Source organism: Longicatena caecimuris, assembly GCF_018406465.1.
GTDB classification, from domain to species: Bacteria; Bacillota_I; Bacilli_A; order Erysipelotrichales; family Erysipelotrichaceae; genus Longicatena; species Longicatena caecimuris.
This window is the reverse complement of record NZ_AP024510.1, coordinates 2,228,855-2,249,098: the sequence shown is the minus strand read 5'-3', so window position 1 is coordinate 2,249,098 and position 20,244 is coordinate 2,228,855. Positions and strand designations below refer to the sequence as shown.

The following is a 20,244-nucleotide window of genomic DNA, read 5'->3' as shown; positions in this document are numbered from 1 at the left end:
ACGTGAGTTGAAATTTTTTGTTTAATGATTTAAAGATAACTTCGATAATAGTCGTACCTCTTGTGAGGTACGTGAGTTGAAATATGAATATATGGTAGGTGATAAATATGAACAACTGTCGTACCTCTTGTGAGGTACGTGAGTTGAAATGGTAATTTTGGAGATATTGAAATCTACGACCAGTCGTACCTCTTGTGAGGTACGTGAGTTCAAATAATTTTAATTGTTCATACGTGTTGATCTGCAGCTGTCGTACCTCTTGTACGAGAGTTGAAATAAATTGTATATGTATACTGCGATCTCCCCGGTTCCGTCGTACCTCTTATGAGGTATGTGAGTTGAAATTATTGATTTTAGATGAAAAATTATTGAGGATAATCGGTCGTACTTCTTACGAGAAATTCAGATGTCTATATGTAAGTATTTACAAATAAAAAAGGCAAATCCTCTTTGGATTTACCTTCCAAATAACGTATTAATCTGCCTTTTCTGTAACATCCTTCATCTTCTGCAAACCAAAGATAATAAGTCCACCAACTACAAACCATAAAATATCAAAAGAACTAAAACTCAATGGTGCTTTTGGTGTTGACAATGTTTGTGGTCCCATGATGATGGCATAAAAAGAACCAATCATCATACCGATTATCAGAAATATCATAATCGAACGATGTTTATCTAAAGCCCATTTGATAACCCGCACTACTGAAACAATTCCCGCTAAGATCCCCAATGCAAAGACAATCAGGATTGGCAGATAATCTAAGTTAAAGCTAATCACCGCTTTAACAGCACTTATGATAGGAACATAAAGTCCGAAAATCAATAATAAGGTAGAACCACTGATTCCGGGTAACACCATTGCCGAAATAGCAAACATCGCTGCAACAAATACATATAAAATTAAAGATATATTTAAACTACTTAGATCCACTGTACTACCTTGACCAGCAATCGGATTAAAATATGTAATCAATGCGACAATGGCAATACCGATAATACCGGCAATAATGCTACTGGCATTAAACTTCATATTTGCTTTTTCCTCTTTAACAACAATCGGAATGGCAAAAAGGATAAAGCCCATAAACAAAGAACTAATTTTATAAATTTGAGCATCAAAGATACTCGCAAGAATACTGACTGCCATTAAGAAACCAACGACCCAGCCAACCATAATTTTAATTAAGAAGATGATTGCTTCTTTTTTTTCTTGCATAGAACCTGCAACTAATGCATCTAAAGAACCAATAAATTTATCATAAAAACCTAGCAGGAAAGCTACGGTACCTCCTGATACGCCAGGAACACTGTCTGCCAATGCCATACAAAAGCCACGAATGAAATTTAAAATCATATTACTATAACCGCCTTTCATGACCTTTATTATACAGGAAAGTCATCAAAAACCAATCGTTAAATGTAAAATTTCTGTTAAAAAAGCATATGTGTGATCTACATATGCTAATTCTTTGATAAATTTTCTCAACCATTCATCTTTAAAATCTAAAACCTATGGCAAAGGATTTTGTGCAGCCACATAAAGGGAATACCATTCTTCACGCGTCAATACGATATCACTTGCATCGATGATATCTTTGATATGTGAGGTATTACATGAACCAAGTACCACCTGCATATTCGCAGGATGACGTAGTAACCAGGCAATTGCAATACCTGCCTTTGTTGTATGATAATCATCTGCTAATTCCTGTAACCGCTGATTCACTTCTGGAAATTTTGGATTATCAAGATAATTGCCTTCAAACATCCCATATAAGAAAGGTGACCAACATTGCATGGTAATCGCATGCAAACGACAGTAATCCAAGGTCATAGCGCCTCGTTCAATACCATGAGAATCAAATGTATTTACATTCAAACCAGCGTCGATCATCGGGGTATGCAGAAGGCTCATCTGCATCTGATTAATTTCAAGTGGCTGTTGCAGCGCCGTTTTTAATAGTTCAATTTGATAAGGATTATGATTGCTAACGCCGAAATGACGTACTTTTCCGCTGCTGTATAACGTATCAAAGGCATCAGCAACTTCTTTAGGTTCCATTAACGCATCAGGACGATGCAATAACAAATAATCTAGATATCCACACTGTAGACGCTCTAGGCTCTTATTCACACATTCGATGATATAGTCCTTAGAAAAATCATAGTGATTGGTTTCACTGCGATGAATACCACATTTACTTTGGATAAACATCTTATCACGCAAGGCAGGCTGTTTCTTCAGAACATTCCCAAAAATAGTTTCACAAACACCTTCTCCACCATAGATGTCAGCATGGTCAAAAAAGTTTATCCCATGTTCAAGATCAAAATGCAGTAAAGCATCCACCTGTGCTTCACTTAGATTGGATATGCGCATACAACCTTGCATAAGGGAAGGAACCCGCTGTCCACGAATCGTTACTTCTTTCATTCTTTTTTTCTTACATGCTGCTGTTCTGAAACAGTGGCATGTATTTTCCTTTCCGGTAAAGAATCAACACTTCGATGTGTTTATATCCTTATTTACCTCTTGCTTTTATTATAACAGTCGGATGAAAAAAGAACATGTATTTTTCTGCATTCTTACATGCAGTCTAGGCAACTATACCAGACCATTTCACTCACTTTACATACGATAAGAAAGAAAAGAGGGAAATTTATGGCGATTAAAATTTTTATTGATCAAGGACATAACATAGGGAACGTCAATGCAGGAGCAAGTGGAAATGGAGTCGTGGAGGCAGAGGTAACCTATTGGGTCGGGATTTATCTGGCTGCTTTGTTATTTGCCGATTCCAATTTTGATGTTCGAGTATCCAGACGTACCTTAGATACAGTGGTAGGAACCGATCAGAGTTCTTCCTTACGTGCGCGTGTCGATATGGCCAATGATTGGCCGGCAGATTATTTTATCAGTATCCATGTGAATTCTAATCCCAATCCAGCTATCAATGGAACAGAGGTATATGTATATTCATTAGAATCTACAGCAGCTGAATTGGCTCATGAAGAACTAGATTCTATTGTTGCATTTGTTGGCACAAAGGATAATCTGGTAAGAGCAAATCCTTCATTATATGTATTGCGTAGAACAGCTATGCCGGCAATCTTAGTAGAACTGGCATACCTTAGCAATCCTCAGGATGCGGTGAAACTTAAAAATGAACAGTTCCGTTTTGCCTTTGCCATGTATATTGGTTTGTTGAATTACTTTAATTTACCTTATGAATTATAGAACTATACAACATCCTTACTTTAATGCTACCCAAAGGATAAATATAAAAGTAACTTACGAAAGGAAGCCTAGAATGATTTGTAAGGAAGAATTTTAACCTACCATCATCCCATTAGGAACCCCATGTGTTAAATTCAGCTATTCTAAAACACCGAGTACTTTGTCATGAGGATCGTTTTCAAAAACATCGTTTATATCATGTCATGAGTCTTGATATGCAACTATAACATAGAGCCATCTGCATAGGTAAGAAAAAAGTGTAGAAATGTTTGGTTAATCAGCAAGGTGGGTATCGTCTAAAGGGTAAATTTAGATGTATAGAAGAAAAAAAACAGGGAAAGATGCAGATGAAGATATAACGAAAAGACTGTAAGAGGTTACACTTGGAAAGTAGTAAAAAAGCAGAAAAATAGTTGGAAAATGTTAGATATTTAAGGGATTATACGTTATAATGTTTTACTGTAAGAATTTGAAAAGGTGAGTGTATGACAGAAGTAGAATTTTTAGAAGAATATGATCTAAAACTGGATGAACAACAGGTAGCTTTATTGACGTTGCAGCAACATCCAATGCTTGTGAAAGGTAAATCAGGGAGTGGTAAAACATTCCTTTTCTTGAGCCGTATTGCTTACCTATTGAAGAGTGAGATGGCGCAAAAGGAAGAAATGCTGAATATTGTTTATGATAAACGTATGGCAAAAGAGATGACGAAACAGTATCGCTTCTATTTTGGGGATGATGGTGAAATACCATCTTTTGTGGATATCTATAGTTTTGCTTATGCGCTGATTCGTCGTCATTGTGAAGCAACAGGAAGATTGTTACCTAAGGCTTATCGTGATATGAGCAGTGTGATACGTCGTTTATGTAAGGATATGTTTGCCATTACCTTAACAAAGGAACAATGCAGCGAAGTAATGGGGAAGATCAGTGAATGTCGCAATTTGATGATGCCGGAAAAACAGATATCAGAAATCATGATAGCGGATAGGAAGAACCTTGATTTTCTTGCGTTATACAAAGAATATGCAAAGTTCAAGGATAAAAAAGATATTTATGATTATGATGATATTTTAGCCGTTGCTACGGAGATTTTAGTAAAAGATACGGTGCTATTAGAAGATGTGAAAAAGCATTGTCACTTTGTTCACGTGGACGATGCTCAGGAACTGAGTTTTCTTGCGCATATGTTATTAAAGATGGTTTCATCTTCAACACATGAGTTATTCTTATGTGCCGATATGGATGTTTCCATTGCCCAGCATAGAGCTGCTTATCCACAGGCTTTAGATGCCTTTACACAGACCTATGCCAATGGGGAAATCTTAACCAGAAATGGTAATTATCGTAATAATGCGACAATTACAGATGCCTGCAATCGTTTTTATTATAAAGATAAGGAAGGTCTGCAAAGTATCTCACAGGAAACATGTGAATTAAAGTTTAAAGGTTTTGCGGATCTATCTAAATTATATGCCTATGCCTTGAAAAAGGTAGAAGAAGACGAAGAGGAAACGGCTTTTTTATACCATGATTTTGCAATGGCAGTACCTTTGATTGAATTATTTAAAGAAAAAGGTATTTCATTCAGTTATCAGGGCAATATGAAGCATTTCTTACAAGATAAGTTTGTTAGAGATATGTGGAACTTTATTGAATTATTAATAGATCCTAGAGATATGCGAGCTTTTTATGAGGTATATGAAGCCATGGGGTTGGATATCTCGAAACGTGTTTTATTAGAAGTCAGTGAACGTTTAAAAGCAGATGAAGCGGTAGATGTATATCAGGCACTTATGGAAAGCAGCTATAAACAAGCAGGTAAAAAGAAATTAGCGTCCTTAATGGAACGGATTCGCATGGCTGAAAATAAATCTACTTTGGATATGGTCATCTTCATCAAAGAGAAAATGGGATATAATGAAACCTTACGCAAAGAAGGTATCGCTATGAATGCTCCTGTTATTTTAGCTTTTGAGATACTGGCACAGCGATATGAAGATCCGGATGAATTCCTATATCATTTAGGTGCATTAAAAGATTATCAGGCAGATCCTATCAGTCGTATCACGATTTGCTCTTTAGCGGATGCAAAAGGTTATGAATATGATCGTGTATGCATTTTAGATTGTATCCGTGGGATTCTTCCTCAAAAAGAAGATAGTCAGAAAGAGCGAATGCTGTTCTATCATGGAATGACAAGAGCGAAGCATGAATTGGAGTTTTTTGCCAGCAAGCGTTGTACGACACATCGTTTGGAAATATCTCCTTATCTGTATGAACTACATGAAAAGATGGAAGAAGAAAAAAGAAATGAAACAGCGACAGTTGCAACACCTACTGCCAAAAAACTGCGACTGACTTCTCTTAAACGAGGGATGATGATTCGTCATGTGCAGCTTGGTGAAGGAAAAATCATGAAAATTGCGGATGGCATGATGCATGTGAAATTTGCGGATGGTCTTAAGCAGATGAATATGAAGTTATGCATTGCGAATAAATTGATAGAGCTATGCTAAATCTATAGAGATGAAGAAGGTGTGTGTTCTCTGAAAATTAAGTTTTGCTTATGAAGGTGGGACACAGCTAAGTAATTAGGAGGATGGATATCCTAATTGGTTTAGGCAAAGTCCTCTAAATAGGTAAGAAGCAGGAAATAGTCCTATGGCGATTGAAAAGGTAAGGCTATTAGGAATTTACAGAGAACTCATCATTAAGTGATACCCTATAAGATAGACACGATAAAAAAGCGTGCTAAGCTTATAGGGTTTTTTTTGTATTAAAAGAAAGGGATGATAAAAAGAAGGGAACAATCAAAAGCAAATAGAAAAACTTGCTAAAGCTAACTATGTTAGATATCAAAGGAAAAGCATGTGGTATTTACGGATGAAGTTAAGCCTTTGGTGTTATAAGACTAGAAGATGATGAAAACTTTTAAAGGTGAAGAAAATATTTACAATGATCATAAAGAAGAAAAACCGTGTTACACTTAACACATATGAGGAGGAAAAGGGATGAAGGAACAACATATAATTTTTGATTTAGATGGTACGCTGATTGATAGCGAAGAGGCTGTGCTAAAAACGTGGCAGCAGACATTACTAGCTCAGGTGAATAGATATTTTACATTAGAAGCGTTGCGTGTGGTTTTAGGCATTACCAGCAAAGCTGCTTTAAAGATATTGCAAGTGGATGTAAAGGATGATTTTGAACAATATTGGATCAAGCAATATGAACGATTCGCAAAAGAAATGAAGTACTTTGATGGTATGGAAGATATGCTTAGGGAACTGACACAAAGAGGATGCACGTTAGGCATTGTCACTTCTCGCACTAAGGAAGAATATGATCGATATTTTACTCCTTTCCAGTTCAATAAACGATTCTCAATTATACTATGTGCGGATGATACCTCAAAACATAAGCCTGATCCGGAACCACTTTATAAATATTTAGAAGTAAGTGGTGCCGATAAAGCTAATTGTCTTTATATTGGCGATATGTTAACCGATATACGCTGTGCAAAGTCCGCCGGCATGCGCAGTGGTTTCGCAAATTGGAAACAGTCGAATATAACTGGTGAGGCCGATTACATCTTTACCGATCCTAAAGATATTTTATTGTTATTTTAACTTATCGATTGCTTTGTTAGGTACGTGGCTTGAAATAAATCATATCTATTATTTATCAACTATGGGATGAAAGTCATAGCTATTTTGAGATACGTGAGTTACAATATAAAGAATGCTACCTTAATCGCACCTCTTTATCACTTATGAGTACTTTGCGAAGTGCTGATGCGTCTTATACGAGCATCCTCTTACAAAGGAAGGTCACAGATTCATTCATTGGTATGTACAAATCGTATGCACAAAAAAAGCCTTCCATAGAAGGCTTGCTTTGTTATATGGCGCCTTAAACAGGACTTGAACCTGTGACCTGCCGGTTAACAGCCGGATGCTCTACCAACTGAGCTATTAAGGCACATGGTGACGCGTACGGGATTCGAACCCGTGAGTGCATGCGTGAAAGGCATGTGAGTTAACCGTTTCTCCAACGCGCCACAATCTATTTATCGCACTTCGCAAGTGCCATATTATAATATCATATAGAATATGATAACGCAATACTTTTTTCAACTTTTTTGAAAAATTCTTTTTATAAAATCAAGCAGAAACGGCCATGTCTCAAAGTGCCGATAACCGACATTCATAAAATACGAATATCGAATGAAAAGGAATAGAAGTTTCCCCTTGTTTTAGGTATAATTAAAAAGATGAAAAGGTGATAAAACAATATGAAAAAAATATTATTTTTAACAACAGGAGGAACCATTGCCTCTAGTGAAAGTGAAGAAGGTTTAGTACCTGCTTTAACAAGTGAAGAGTTAATTGGATATTTAGGGCATCATCAGCAATACGCAAAAATTTACTGTGAAGATTTATTGCGCCTAGATTCTAGTAATATGCAACCGGAAGAATGGTTGTTAATAGCGAAACGTATTTACGAAGTTGTACCAGAATATGATGGTATTGTATTGACGCATGGTACAGATACCATGGCATATACGGCAAGCGCTTTATCCTTTATGTTGGAAAATCTCCCCATCCCGGTCATTGTGACAGGTTCACAATTGCCCTTACAACATCCCCTCAGTGATGGTGTTGACAATATTCGCTGTGCGTTTCATGCAGCTATGCAGGATGCTTTAACAGGTGTATATGTTTGTTTTAATCGTCAGCTGATTCTTGGCACCAGAGCGGTTAAAGTAAGAACAATGCATCTAAATGCATTTGAAAGTGTAAATGTTCCGCCAGTTGGTTTAGTTAGCGCTAGAGGCATGACGCTACAACAACCATTACTGATACATCCTCGTGGTAAATTTAGACTCAATGAAACATTATGTGAGCAAGTATTTTTGTTGAAACTAACTCCAGGAATCAATCCTGATATCTTCGATATGTTGTTACAGATGAATTATAAAGGCGTGGTTATTGAGGCTTTTGGTGCAGGTGGGATGCATTTTGAACGCCGCGATCTGATCCAAAAACTAGAAATGATGGTAGAAAAAGGCATTAGCGTAGTTGCATGCAGTCAATGCCTTTATGAAAATAGCGATTTCTCCATCTATCAAACGGGACAGAAAGTATTACAAAAAGGTGTGATACAAGGCTTAGATATGACAAGTGAAGCAGCGCTCACAAAATTAATGTGGGCATTGGGAAAGAGTCAAGATCCAAAAGTGGTGAAAGCTTTATTTGAAACCAATTTGGTAAACGAAATCACGCTATAATCAAAAAAGCGATATAATATGCTAATTTTTCTTATTTTATGATACATGTAAAAAGCATAGTTGAATGAAGGATAGTCATGCTTAAGGCTTTTTAATCATCTAAGATGGAAAAAAGCGTGTTATTTATCGCTTTTTTTATGCTGTACTTGTTTCATATAAGGAAGGGAATACCTTATAGGATACATGATACTTCAGATTTATCGTTTCTTAACCTCACCTTAATGCGCTTTCGCAAATCCTAACAGCACATTGATGACTTTTTCGTTAAGATAAAGGTGTAAAAAGGAAGGCGATCATGATGCTAGAAATTATCGGTAGTGTAATAGGTGTGTGCGTAGCCGCCTCTTTGATTTCTATCATATATAGTATAATGAAATCTGTCATCGATACCAAACCATCGCACATGAAATAAGAGAAATAGGATGAAAATAAAGAGCTTTTTTGTGTATTCACCTACTGCTTATGATTCTACAAAACGATATCCTACACCGACTTCCGTGATGATGTAGCGAGGATGGGCACTGTCCTTTTCGATTTTCCTACGAATATTTGCCATAAAGACTCGCAAGGATTGTGAATCCTCAGTTGTGCTATATCCCCAAATCTTACGAATAATAAAGCTATGTGTTAAAACTTTACCGGCATTTTCAACTAATAATACGAGTAATTTATATTCAATAGGCGTCATATGAATTTCTTTATCCTCAACAAATACTTTATATTTCTCAAAATCGATTTTCAATGTATCCATCGTAAATACTTTTGTCTTGATAACATCACTTGTTTTCTTGCGTAAAGCTACTCGCACACGTGCTAATAACTCATTTATATGAAATGGTTTCGTGATATAATCATCCGCTCCATGATCCAAAGCTTCCACTTTTTCCTGTTCCTGTCCACGTGCAGATACGACTAAAATCGCAACCTCACTCTGTGCGCGTATCTGAGAAAGTACCTCCATTCCATCAATATCAGGAAGTCCTAGGTCCAGTAAGATCAAATCAGGGTTATCTGTCATATATAAGGAAATGCCTTCAATACCTGTTTCAGCGCTGATAACTTTATAATCCTTTGTTTCTAATGAGATACGTAAAAATCGCTGAATACTTTTATCATCTTCTATCAATAATATTTTATCCTTCATGGAAATTCCTCCTTACAAGTAAAAACCCAATATTGCACCATGACCGTCTGCTCTATTATGAGCGTAAATGGTTCCTCCATGTGCTTCGATAATCGCTTTGGAAATGGATAAGCCTAGACCAACACCGCGTTTTGCGTCTGAACGTTCACTTTTCGTTGTCACAAAACTGTCAAAAAGTGTATCGATTATGTTATCAGGAATGCCATTGCCATCATCACTCACTTCAAAACAGGCTTTTCCTTTCTTTTGTGTATAATAAATATCAATATGGGAAGTTGGTTGTGTATGTTTGATTGCATTATCAATAAAATTAACCAGCACTTGTATAATGAGCTGTCCGTCCATATTTACTAATTGTATTGTTTCAGGAAGATGAGCAGAAAGGGTATGACTTCCTTTGCGTGATTCACAGCGTTGTAAAGCTTCGCAAATAATATCATCTACAACTTCATAATGCTTGCTCAATAACAAACGACCATCTTGAATACGCGTCATATTTAACAGGTTTTCTACTAATTGAGTTAGCCACTGAGCATCATTACTGATGCTTTTCATCAGCTTTTTTTTCATTCCAGAGTCAAAAACATCATCATTTTCTAACAATACGGCACTCGAACCAGCGATATTCGTTAGCGGTGTACGCAAATCGTGTGATAATGAACGTAGTAAATTATTGCGTAGTTTCTCTTTTTCAATAGCAATGCGGCTTTGTTCCTGCTGTGCATATAATTGTTCGCGTTCTAAAGCCATAACCATTTGTGCAATCAGCGTATGAATGAATAATTCATTTTCTTTAGTAAGCTCTGGGGTATGAGAAATAGCATATACGCCAAGTATTTCTTCACCATGGCATAGTGGATGATAGCTCCATTGTTCATTGCCATTTATGGCAGTAGCATGTCCGCAAACTTTTTGATGTTTATAGCACCATGCGGCAAGCTCGTCAACAACATGTAATGCCAGAGGCATAGCAGCATCCTGATAACGTTGCAGCTGTTTACTTTTTTCATCATAATAGTATAAGACACTTATGATATTTTGATTTTCATAAAGAGCATGTATAGTATGCATGAAAATAGTTTGGATTCCTGAAAGATTTAAAAAGGATTTGGATATTTCATAAAAGGCCAATGTCTGTTGCTCATTATAGCGAGCAATCGCCGCATGCTTTTGCAATTTTCCCATTAAAATATTCGTGATGATGGAAACAATGAGAAAGATGATGATGGTGATGATATAATTCGGATCATGGATATGCAGGGAATATAACGGCTGGGTAAAGCAATAATTAAAGGTGATGATACTGATGAAGCTAGAAGCGATGCCCCATACCAGCTGTTTCGTTTCGATGACGATAAAAAGGACACCCAGCAAATAAATCATGATGATATTTTCGGTACGGATATGCAGTTCGACAAAGAATAAAGAAACAAGTGTGCATATAAAAATGATTGCTGTGGTGATAAAGAAATGACGCAAAAGCGTTGTAACATTTTTATTTTTCATTTTCATGACCTCATTATAACAGATTTCTAAGCTTTTTTCAGTGTATGAAGATAGTGATACCCATCTTTACGCAGTCGTAAAATGGCCAGGATGACAACATAAATCTCTAATCTTCCCACAAACATTCCAAAGGTTCCAATCCATAAGATGGCATCAGCAGCATGATAATTCATGATGCCGGTGGATAAGCCGACCGTACTAAGGGCACTGGAAAATTCAAACATGGCATCTTGTAAAGAAAATCCAAAAAGGCTCAATAGCAGACTTCCTAAGAGAAAAATAACCAGATACATAAAGATATAAGTTGAACAGGAAAAGATTTCTGCGGATTCTATTTTTTCTTTGCGTTCTACCTTATAGATCTTATGGGTATAAAGCATTTTTTGGGAATGAAACAGCGAACGAAGATGCCACATGACATGTTTTATCATGACATAAACACGATATTGCTTGATACCTCCCGCCGTAGAACCGATACCTCCACCAATCAGCTGTAAGATGATCATAATAAGCATGAAGGAGGCAGGCAATCCCTGAAAGGAAGACATGGTTTGAAAGCCGGTTGTTGTCAAAGCAGAGATGACTTGAAAGGCTGCCAAACGGAAGCTATCTCCAAATCGATATTGTAAGTTATTAACCAAAAGGAAAGCAATAATTGGAATAGCAAAGGCAATGAGAATAAATTGAAAACGAATCTCACAGTAATAGAAAAAATTACGAAATTTTCCGCGTAATAGAAATAAATGGGCAAGAAAATTAATGTTTCCTAAAATCATCAAGACCATCGTAATAATCTCAATCGAAATGCTGTGGTAATGTGCAATGCTATCGGCTTGATTTGAGAAACCGCCAGTAGATAAAGCACCAATGGAATGGATGATGGCATCAAAGATTGGCATGCCACAGATAACGTATAACAGCACACCGGCACTAATATAACAAAAATAGATGATGAGAATGATGCGAGCACTTTTTATGACATTCGGCAATAGACGATCACTATGACCTTCTGCATTGTAAAGGCGCATACCATATGTATCACTTAATACTGAAAGCATGATTACTACCAACCCTACGCCGCCAAAGAAAAGGATGGTACTGCGATGCATGAGAAATAAATGTGAGGTATGCGTTACATCGACAACGCTTAACCCGGTAGTGCTCCAGCCGCTGGTCGTTTCAAAGACCGCTCTGGTAAAATCATAATGACCGCTTAACATGAAAGGAAATGCGGTAATTACAATGGCAAGCAGCCAACAAGAAACAACAATGACAGCATCTTGATTGCGGGCTAATCTACCTTTTTCCTTGCCACGAATCAGTTGATAGAAAAGAAAACCGACCAAGATACTGATCATACCCGGTAACAGAAAATAGATTGCTTCTTTTCCATCTTGTGGATAAAAGAATAACGTCAGCAACGGTAACAGGGTAATGCCCCCAATCAGCATGCATAGCATACCTAAATAGCCTAGAATCAAACGATAGCCTTGGATAGGCTGTGGTTGTATCGTGACAATCTTCATAAAGAAACTCCTTGAGAAAAGATGGATAATACGCTGTCTTGCGTTTGGGAATCGCTTAGGATAAGCAGCTTATCCTGTTCTAATAATTCGGTATCTCCATTGGGCACGATCATCCGCAGTTTACGTAAGATGCAGCAGATGATGGCATTGGCTGGCATATTGTGTAGATCTTTAATCTTATGATGAATAACCTTACAGTCTTTTGTTAGCAACAATTCACTCATGACAATATTTTCATGTGCTAGCGTAAGCGAATTCACAAGATTTTCAATCGTACTCGCTTGTTCGATGATTTTCGATATCGTATAGGTAGCGGATATCGTGGTATTGACACCAAGTGATCGAAATACCTTAACATTCTTTGGATTGGCAACGGTTGCCACAACTTTTTTCACATGGAAACTTTTTTTGGCATATTGACAGATGGTCAAATTGTCTGCATCACTGGGACGAAGCGCAATTAAAATATCAGCATCCTCAATATCTGCTTCCTCTAAGATGTAACGTTTACAAGGATTACCGGTGATGATGGGAATGTTATATTTCTCAGATAAATAAGCACAATAGCTTTCTTCATCATTGATGACGATAACTTCATGTTGCTTTTCTAAAAGTGAACCAATCAGGAAGTCTGCTTTATTGCGACCTCCGGCTACTACGATTTTCATTTATGCATACATCTCCTTTAATTGAATATGACTGATTCTGATAAATTCTTGCATACTTAATTTTGCCGGATAAATTGCCTGAATATTTGTATCCTTTAACAATTCTTCCTTATCCGGATCATTTAAGCGAATATATACCTGTTGGATATGGAAGATCATGTTGGCAATCTGAGCAATCATACAGTTGACATTATCACTATCAGTAGCAACAACGACGATATCTGCGTTAGCTATGCCACAGCTTTGCAGCATGTCAAGATCACTGGCATCGCCGATAACCTGAAAGCCGCTAAACGTTTCTCTTAAACGGCGAAATGCTTTTTCATCTTTATCAATCACGGTTACATCAAAGCCTTCTTGACTTAAGCTGGAAGCCATACAAGAGCCTAAACGGCCACAGCCGGCAATCAGAATGGATGTGTGTCCATGGTGTTTTATAAATTTCATATACAATACCTTCACTTTCTTTGCCATCATCTTAGCAGATGGGATATAAAGATGGCATGAAGTTCTTATAAAGGATGTTAAGAAAACATAAAGATGCTATAAAGCGAAAAGGGCAAAGGAAAAAGCTGCTTTTATAGGAAAGAAACAGCTGTCGAAACTTAGGATGTAAGTGTTTATTGTATATGGGATGATGCATCTTTTATAAAGGCTTCATTTAGTTTTGAAGTACAGATGTTTTAGCTATTTATATCAATTGACAATTTATTTTGACAATGTTAATATAGAGATGGTGATAAGATGAAAGATGAACAGGGATTTTTAGGTTTTCATTGTCCACGATGGCGAGAGCTGCCGGATATGGATTTATATATGGATCAAGTCGTAACCCTTTTAAACTCCTCCTTGCAGCTGTTTACCCAGCCACATCAAGGGAAACCCATTACAAGTACGATGATCAATAACTATGTCAAACATGGCATTGTCAATGCACCAATAAAAAAGCGTTATATGAAACGCCATGTAGCTTATTTATTTGTTGTATGTATCTTAAAGACAGTGTATTCCATGGAGGAAATCAGTAATCTGATCAGTGTACAGGTTGAAAAATATCCACAGGATCAAGCATACGATTATTTTTGCGCTGAATTAGAATGCTGTCTGACCTGTATTTTTTCGCATAAAAAGGTGCGGCATATTCCAAGTGATGATGAAGGAAGTGCTATCGTAGATTTGATTCGCAATACGATACAATCCATAGCGTATACGGCTTATGTCAGAGAAACGCTGCAGGAACGTTTACTAAAAGTGAATGAACATCCTGTCGATGATAAATAAAGTGTGATAACCAGAGCAATCTTTCTGTATAAGAGAGATGATGGGGAAACACTTTTTTTGTGTTTTCCATTGTGAATTCTTCATATACTGTACTAGCAAGAAGGGGGAATTACGATGAGCTATCTATTCCTGATATGTATAGGAGCAATTGTCATTCTATGCGCCTATGTACAGTATCTTTGGGCGAAGCAACGCAAACGTTATTTATTTTTATTGCCATTACTATTCATTCTTTTAACATTTATCTTTGGTTTTATTTCTTTATTATTTGCCTTCGTACTCATCTTTATTGCACAATTGGCAAGTAAGGAGCCTATTCGTCCATCACATAAACACGGTGGTTGTTGAGAGCAAGAATATAATGCTGTGATGCCATCCATACATGGTTTAAATAATCTCTGGTACGAATCGATAAGAAGTCATGGAAAAGCTGCACTTCATAACCGCAGCCTTTTTGTTTTGCGCCTGTTTCAACATGTTGAAACGCCGGAACATCAATGAAAAAACAATGAGCATACGTTTTTTCACATAATGCTGCATCGTTATGCAAATGCCCACTGAAATAACAAATGTTGGGATACTTGTGTAAGATCATTTTTAACTCTTCTTTTTGTTTTTGACTGTCGCTGTTTACGTAAAGGTCTGAAAGAGGATGATGACAAAAGAGTAAAATGGGTTTTGTTGGGTCATCCTGTTTTAGTTTTTGCCTTAACCATGTTAATTGATCTTGAAATAAGATACCATGCTGCTTTGTGGCAAGTTGGGGATTTAAAACATAGATATGAATCCCATTCCAATATTCATCATAATACACATGTTTATGATGGCGTAGAATCATAGAACGATATAAAGGATGAATATGAATACCGCGGTGTTGTATATTGTAAATATCATGATTACCCAAAGCAATCACATATTGAAAAGGAAATTCCTGTAGCTGTGAAAGGACATTTTTCCACTGAAAAGCATAACCGTTATTTGTAAAATCACCGACGATGGCAACATGTTTCACATCACGCTGCCAAATATCTTCCAATGCCGTTTCTAAATGCAGGTTGCGCCATGGTAAAGTGATATGTAAATCTGCCAAAACATCAAACGTCAGTAAACTAGATTCATTTTGTATACGGTTTTGATACAAAACTTGTGCTTGCTTCATAAGGCATCCTCCTTTTTTCCTAGTGTGGTTGTATTCAAGAGGATTATGAATACTTTATGAAGTTAGATGGTGAAATGAACGCTACAAGTAGGAATTAATTTGTGAACTTGTAAGTAAATTGGTAAGATCATAAAACAAAAAAATATTGTATATATATGAGAATACTTTATGCTAAAATAGAAAACGAAAGAGAAAGGTGATCACTTTATGGATTATGCAAAAGAATCTTTACGCCTGCATGCACAATGGCAGGGTAAGCTAGATATTCAGCCGAAAATGCAAATAACAAATCGTGATGATTTGTCACTAGCCTATACGCCCGGTGTTGCAGCACCTTGTTTGGAAATTCAAAAAGATCCACAGAAAAGCTATACCTTAACCGGTAGAGGAAATACAGTAGCAGTTATTACCGATGGAACTGCTGTGCTTGGCTTAGGTGATATTGGTCCGGAAGCCGGTATGCCGGTCATGGAAGGTAAGTGTGTCTTATTTAAAGAATTTGGCGGAGTAAATGCGATACCGTTATGTATCCGCAGTAAAGATACTGAGGAAATTGTAAATACAATTGCTTTATTAGCAGGTAGCTTTGGCGGTATTAACCTAGAAGATATCGCTGCACCGCGTTGTTTTGAAATAGAGAAACGTTTGAAGGAAGTGTGTGATATTCCCGTCTTTCATGATGATCAGCATGGTACAGCCATTGTTGTGGCCAGCGCACTGTTAAATGCGTTAAAGGTTGTAAACAAGCCTATGGGCAGTGTACGTATCGTTATCAATGGTGCCGGTAGTGCCGGTTGTGCCATTGCGAAACTATTGTTAGATATGCACTTTGGTGAAGTGTTATTGGTAGATAAAGCAGGTATTTTAAACATCCATAGCACATTAACCAGCGGCCAGCAGAGAATCTTGGATATCACAAAGTGTGAGCGACAGGGAACACTAGCAGATGCTATGAAAGATGCCGATGTTTTTATTGGGGTAAGTGCGCCACATATCGTTTCCCAGGAAATGGTGCGTTCTATGAAAGCAGGGGCTGTTGTTTTCCCTATGGCGAATCCAGTTCCTGAAATCATGCCTGATGAAGCTTTGGCAGCAGGGGCAGCTGTGGTAGGTACCGGTCGCAGTGATTTTCCAAATCAGATCAACAATGTATTGGCATTCCCAGGAATCTTTAAAGGAGCTTTAGCTGTACAGGCGAGTGATATTAATGAAGAGATGAAGATAGCTGCTGCTTATGGCATAGCCTCCCTGATTCAGGAAGAAGAATTAAATAAGGAGTATATCATTCCTAGTGCCTTGGATAAACGTGTGGCTGATGCTGTAGCCGAAGCAGTAATGCAGGCGGCACGTGAAAGCGGAGTAGCCCGTAAATAAATATAGGTGACACAAATAAGCATAAAATGCTATTTATAGGATATGGATGCTTAAGCACAAGAAAACCGATTTGCCAGACACAGTTTATGTAACTGTAATAAGCAAACCGGTTTTTTGATAATGCAGCGATTTACATGGTATTGCAGTTTCAAATGAGTGCTAAAGTGCTAATAGCTATTGTATATGAGGATAACGCAAATCAGTCATGCCTCGAACATTAGCATTTTTTCTAGAATAGCTATTGCATATGAGGATAACGCAAAGACAATTAGATAAACTGCTACAAATGATGATAAAGGATAAAAGGCCAATGATAAAAACTGTGTTATACTTATAAATAATATGTTTTTTAAGAAGGGAATCGGTGATATAGAAAATGAAACGAAACATCTTAGATGCGCATATGCATCTGCCTTATGATTGTAAGTCTTTTGCGGATAAAAGAAGTACTCTATTAAAAGAAATGCAAACCAATCAGATTACGAAAGGTATCGTTATCAGCGATTCTTCTTTAGAAAGCACGATCGGCTCCTTACAGGAATGTGTAGAATTGTTTGCCCATGATGAACATATTGCGATTGTTGGAGGCATTAGTCCTTTCTTTACCTATGAAAAACAACTAAGACTCTTAGAAAAATATTTACAGGAGAAACGTGTCGTTGGCATAAAATTATTTTGCGGACATGAGCAGTTTTATCTGTATGATGAACGATTATTACCGGTTTATGATTTAGCAAGAACTTATCAAGTACCTATCCTTTATCACAGTGAAGGACATACCTCACCTTACGCCAGCTTAGCCAGTACACAAATGGCAGTAAAACAGCATCCTGACATCACCTTTGTTTGCTGTCATTGCCATTATCCGGATGTAGCGGATTGTTTTGCGGCTTATGAAGATACAACAAATATGATCTTTGATATGTCTAGCTTAGCTGATCAATGGATCTACTTGCCAAGCATGAAGAAAGAAATAGAAAAATTTTTATACAAGCATCCTAATCGTATCATGTTTGGTTCTGATTATGCAGGATGCAATCAATTGGATCATTTACAATTTGCGTTATCTCTTGCCATGGATGAACAAACCAAAAACAAGCTGTTGTATGAAACAGCTTGTAAGGTATATAAAATATAAGAATGTAGGATTGCATGCTAGATGCAAAGTCAGCTACTTTACCATCTTTTTAGCGTCTACGTAACGATCAAACTGCTCTTCATCAAGATAGCCTAAATGCAGGCAGGCTGCTTTTAAGGTCAAATTGTTTTCATAAGCATAACGGGCGGTTTTGGCAGCTTTCTCATAGCCGATATAAGGATTTAAGGCAGTTACGAGCATCAAGGATTGTTGTAGGTACGCTTCCATCTTTTCCTGATTTGGCTGTAAACCTGCTACACAATGAATACGGAAGGAACGTAAAGCATCACACATCAGTGTACAAGATTGCAAGAAATTATAGATGATGACCGGCATAAAAACATTCAACTCGAAATTACCTTGACTTGCCGCAAAGCCAATCGTCGCATCATTGCCCATGACCTGAACAGCACACATGGTCATCGCTTCACATTGGGTAGGATTTACTTTTCCCGGCATAATGCTGGAGCCCGGCTCATTTTCAGGAATGCGGATTTCACCCAAGCCACAGCGCGGTCCACTTGCCAACCAACGGATATCGTTGGCTATTTTCATACAATTAGCAGCCAATGCTTTGATAGCACCATGAGCAAAAACTAAGTCATCTTTTGCCGTTAGGGCATGAAATTTATTGGGATCGGCAATAAACGACATAGCCAGCTGCTGTGAAAGCTGGGCACTGACATCTTCATCGAAATGTTCAGGAGCGTTTAGTCCTGTACCTACCGCTGTACCTCCGATGGCAAGCTTACCTAAGGAGTCAATTGCTTTTTGCAACATATCCACATTGTTTTCCAGCATTCCACGCCATCCACTGATTTCATCACTGAAACGTAAAGGGGTAGCATCCTGCAAATGGGTGCGTCCTATTTTTATAATATCATGATACTCTTTTTCTAGTTGTTTCATACAAAGGATCATTTCGTTGATTTCTGGAAGCACCTCTTTTTGTAATACGGTTACTGCCGCAATATGCATGGCACTGGGGAAGGTGTCATTAGAACTTTGTGATTGATTCACATCATCATTGGGATGCAGTAGTTTTTTACCAGCTAAATGATTCCCACGATTTGCAATTACTTCATTCACATTCATATTGCTCTGGGTGCCGCTGCCGGTTTGCCAAACGGATAAAGGAAAGTGTTCATCCAGTTTACCGGTTAGGATCTCATCACAGACACGTAAGATCATTTCGGCTTTCTCTTCATTTAAAGTGCCATTTTTTAAGTTAACTTTTGCGGCTGCCATTTTTAAATGGGCAAATGCATAAATTACGGCAAATGGCATTTTTTCATCGCTGATCTTGAAATTCTGATAACTGCGCTGGGTCTGCGCACCCCAATAGCGATCAGTAGGTACCTCTATTTCACCCATGGAGTCATGTTCTACTCGTGTATTCATAAGGATCTTCCTTTCTTTTTGCGTTCTCATTTTAACAGATGTCAGATAAAAAGAAAAGATACCACATACGGTATCTACACTAATGAGAAGGAAAAGAAATAAACTAACACGCTGCATAAGACAACAACAATGCCACCGATGCTGCAGCCCACAATACCGGTAACTAAACCGGCAACGGCTCTGCCGCTATGTAAGGAGCGATTGCTTAATACAATGGCGATAATACCACAAATGACGGCGATGACCCCTGTTAAGATCCCTGCTACCATCCAAAAAAATGGAAGGATCATTGCTATGACACTGATGGAGGTTGCTACAATACCCACACTCATTGATGCGATGGCTTTTCCTTTTGGTTGCATAGATAAAACCTCCTTTTATACGGTATATTTTAAGATTGACAGGAAGATAAGTCAAGATTTACTTTCAACTAACGATTTTGTAAGACTATTGTAAGCATATTCGATGGTCTTTTTATCGTTCCTTCTTTATACTGATAGCAAGAAAGGAACG

The 20,244-nt window shown here is 37.5% G+C and carries 18 protein-coding genes, 2 tRNA genes and 1 CRISPR repeat array (1 of these 21 running past the window's edge); of the genes, 8 read left to right on the top strand and 12 right to left on the bottom strand.

What is annotated here, in order from left to right; all coding sequences use genetic code 11:
- Positions 1–215: a CRISPR direct-repeat array (repeat unit 33 nt; unit sequence GTCGTACCTCTTGTGAGGTACGTGAGTTGAAAT); it reaches 623 nt to the left of the window's first position.
- A 260-nt stretch (positions 216–475) separates the two neighbouring features.
- Together KJS44_RS10575 and KJS44_RS10570 are read right to left on the bottom strand one after the other, a co-directional pair.
- The gene (locus tag KJS44_RS10575) at positions 476–1,357 is read right to left on the bottom strand and encodes a DUF368 domain-containing protein (protein WP_008687435.1); all 882 of its coding nucleotides are present in this window, start codon (positions 1,355–1,357) and stop codon (positions 476–478) included.
- Positions 1,358–1,513: 156 nt separating this feature from the next.
- Positions 1,514–2,437, bottom strand: a complete 924-nt coding sequence (locus KJS44_RS10570) for an aldo/keto reductase (RefSeq protein WP_008687436.1) — start codon at positions 2,435–2,437, stop codon at positions 1,514–1,516.
- A 228-nt stretch (positions 2,438–2,665) separates the two neighbouring features.
- Between KJS44_RS10570 and KJS44_RS10565 the strand changes: the two genes are divergently transcribed.
- From KJS44_RS10565 to KJS44_RS10555, 3 genes are all read left to right on the top strand, one after another.
- On the top strand, positions 2,666–3,241 hold the full coding sequence (locus KJS44_RS10565) for an N-acetylmuramoyl-L-alanine amidase family protein (protein WP_008687437.1): 576 nt from the start codon (positions 2,666–2,668) through the stop codon (positions 3,239–3,241).
- Positions 3,242–3,726: 485 nt separating this feature from the next.
- Complete coding sequence (locus KJS44_RS10560; protein ID WP_008687438.1) at positions 3,727–5,760, top strand: UvrD-helicase domain-containing protein; 2,034 nt, start codon at positions 3,727–3,729, stop codon at positions 5,758–5,760.
- 495 nt (positions 5,761–6,255) lie between these two features.
- The gene (locus tag KJS44_RS10555; RefSeq protein WP_008687439.1) at positions 6,256–6,873 is read left to right on the top strand and encodes an HAD family hydrolase; all 618 of its coding nucleotides are present in this window, start codon (positions 6,256–6,258) and stop codon (positions 6,871–6,873) included.
- A gap of 276 nt (positions 6,874–7,149) precedes the next feature.
- Here KJS44_RS10555 and KJS44_RS10550 read toward each other — a convergent pair.
- Together KJS44_RS10550 and KJS44_RS10545 are read right to left on the bottom strand one after the other, a co-directional pair.
- Positions 7,150–7,225: transfer RNA gene (locus tag KJS44_RS10550), tRNA-Asn, on the bottom strand.
- Positions 7,226–7,228: 3 nt separating this feature from the next.
- A tRNA-Glu gene (locus KJS44_RS10545) sits at positions 7,229–7,304 on the bottom strand.
- Between the two features lie 234 nt (positions 7,305–7,538).
- On the opposite strand from KJS44_RS10545, the gene KJS44_RS10540 reads away from it, so the two are divergent.
- Complete coding sequence (locus KJS44_RS10540) at positions 7,539–8,534, top strand: asparaginase (protein WP_008687440.1); 996 nt, start codon at positions 7,539–7,541, stop codon at positions 8,532–8,534.
- 460 nt (positions 8,535–8,994) lie between these two features.
- Here the strand turns inward: KJS44_RS10540 and KJS44_RS10535 are convergent, their stop codons facing one another.
- The 5 genes from KJS44_RS10535 to KJS44_RS10515 are packed head-to-tail and all read right to left on the bottom strand — an operon-like array spanning position 8,995 to position 13,825.
- Complete coding sequence (locus tag KJS44_RS10535) at positions 8,995–9,678, bottom strand: response regulator (protein WP_008687442.1); 684 nt, start codon at positions 9,676–9,678, stop codon at positions 8,995–8,997.
- Positions 9,679–9,690: 12 nt separating this feature from the next.
- Positions 9,691–11,184 (bottom strand): DUF4118 domain-containing protein, encoded by a 1,494-nt coding sequence (locus tag KJS44_RS10530; protein WP_008687445.1) that lies wholly within the window; start codon positions 11,182–11,184, stop codon positions 9,691–9,693.
- Between the two features lie 26 nt (positions 11,185–11,210).
- Entirely contained in the window at positions 11,211–12,710 is a 1,500-nt protein-coding gene (locus KJS44_RS10525) for a TrkH family potassium uptake protein (protein ID WP_008687446.1), read from the bottom strand.
- Entirely contained in the window at positions 12,707–13,378 is a 672-nt protein-coding gene (locus KJS44_RS10520; RefSeq protein ID WP_008687447.1) for a potassium channel family protein, read from the bottom strand. Before KJS44_RS10520 ends, KJS44_RS10525 begins: the two co-directional genes overlap by 4 nt.
- On the bottom strand, positions 13,379–13,825 hold the full coding sequence (locus KJS44_RS10515; protein WP_008687448.1) for a potassium channel family protein: 447 nt from the start codon (positions 13,823–13,825) through the stop codon (positions 13,379–13,381).
- A 297-nt stretch (positions 13,826–14,122) separates the two neighbouring features.
- On the opposite strand from KJS44_RS10515, the gene KJS44_RS10510 reads away from it, so the two are divergent.
- Together KJS44_RS10510 and KJS44_RS10505 are read left to right on the top strand one after the other, a co-directional pair.
- Positions 14,123–14,659, top strand: a complete 537-nt coding sequence (locus KJS44_RS10510; RefSeq protein WP_008687449.1) for a DUF1836 domain-containing protein — start codon at positions 14,123–14,125, stop codon at positions 14,657–14,659.
- 114 nt (positions 14,660–14,773) lie between these two features.
- Entirely contained in the window at positions 14,774–15,007 is a 234-nt protein-coding gene (locus KJS44_RS10505) for a hypothetical protein (protein ID WP_008687450.1), read from the top strand.
- On the opposite strand, the gene KJS44_RS10500 is transcribed toward KJS44_RS10505, so the two are convergent.
- Positions 14,973–15,818 carry a metallophosphoesterase family protein gene (locus KJS44_RS10500; RefSeq protein ID WP_008687451.1) on the bottom strand — a complete coding sequence of 282 codons (846 nt, stop codon included), beginning with the start codon at positions 15,816–15,818 and terminating at the stop codon, positions 14,973–14,975. The genes KJS44_RS10505 and KJS44_RS10500 overlap by 35 nt on opposite strands.
- 207 nt (positions 15,819–16,025) lie before the next feature.
- On the opposite strand from KJS44_RS10500, the gene KJS44_RS10495 reads away from it, so the two are divergent.
- Complete coding sequence (locus KJS44_RS10495) at positions 16,026–17,192, top strand: NAD(P)-dependent malic enzyme (protein WP_008687452.1); 1,167 nt, start codon at positions 16,026–16,028, stop codon at positions 17,190–17,192.
- 376 nt (positions 17,193–17,568) lie between these two features.
- Positions 17,569–18,330 carry an amidohydrolase family protein gene (locus KJS44_RS10490; protein WP_008687453.1) on the top strand — a complete coding sequence of 254 codons (762 nt, stop codon included), beginning with the start codon at positions 17,569–17,571 and terminating at the stop codon, positions 18,328–18,330.
- A 33-nt stretch (positions 18,331–18,363) separates the two neighbouring features.
- Here KJS44_RS10490 and fumC read toward each other — a convergent pair whose 3' ends face one another.
- Positions 18,364–19,731, bottom strand: coding sequence for a class II fumarate hydratase (gene fumC, locus KJS44_RS10485; protein ID WP_008687455.1), 1,368 nt, complete (start codon positions 19,729–19,731; stop codon positions 18,364–18,366).
- A gap of 74 nt (positions 19,732–19,805) precedes the next feature.
- Positions 19,806–20,093 carry a hypothetical protein gene (locus KJS44_RS10480; RefSeq protein ID WP_008687456.1) on the bottom strand — a complete coding sequence of 96 codons (288 nt, stop codon included), beginning with the start codon at positions 20,091–20,093 and terminating at the stop codon, positions 19,806–19,808.
- Positions 20,094–20,244: the final 151 nt, after the last annotated feature.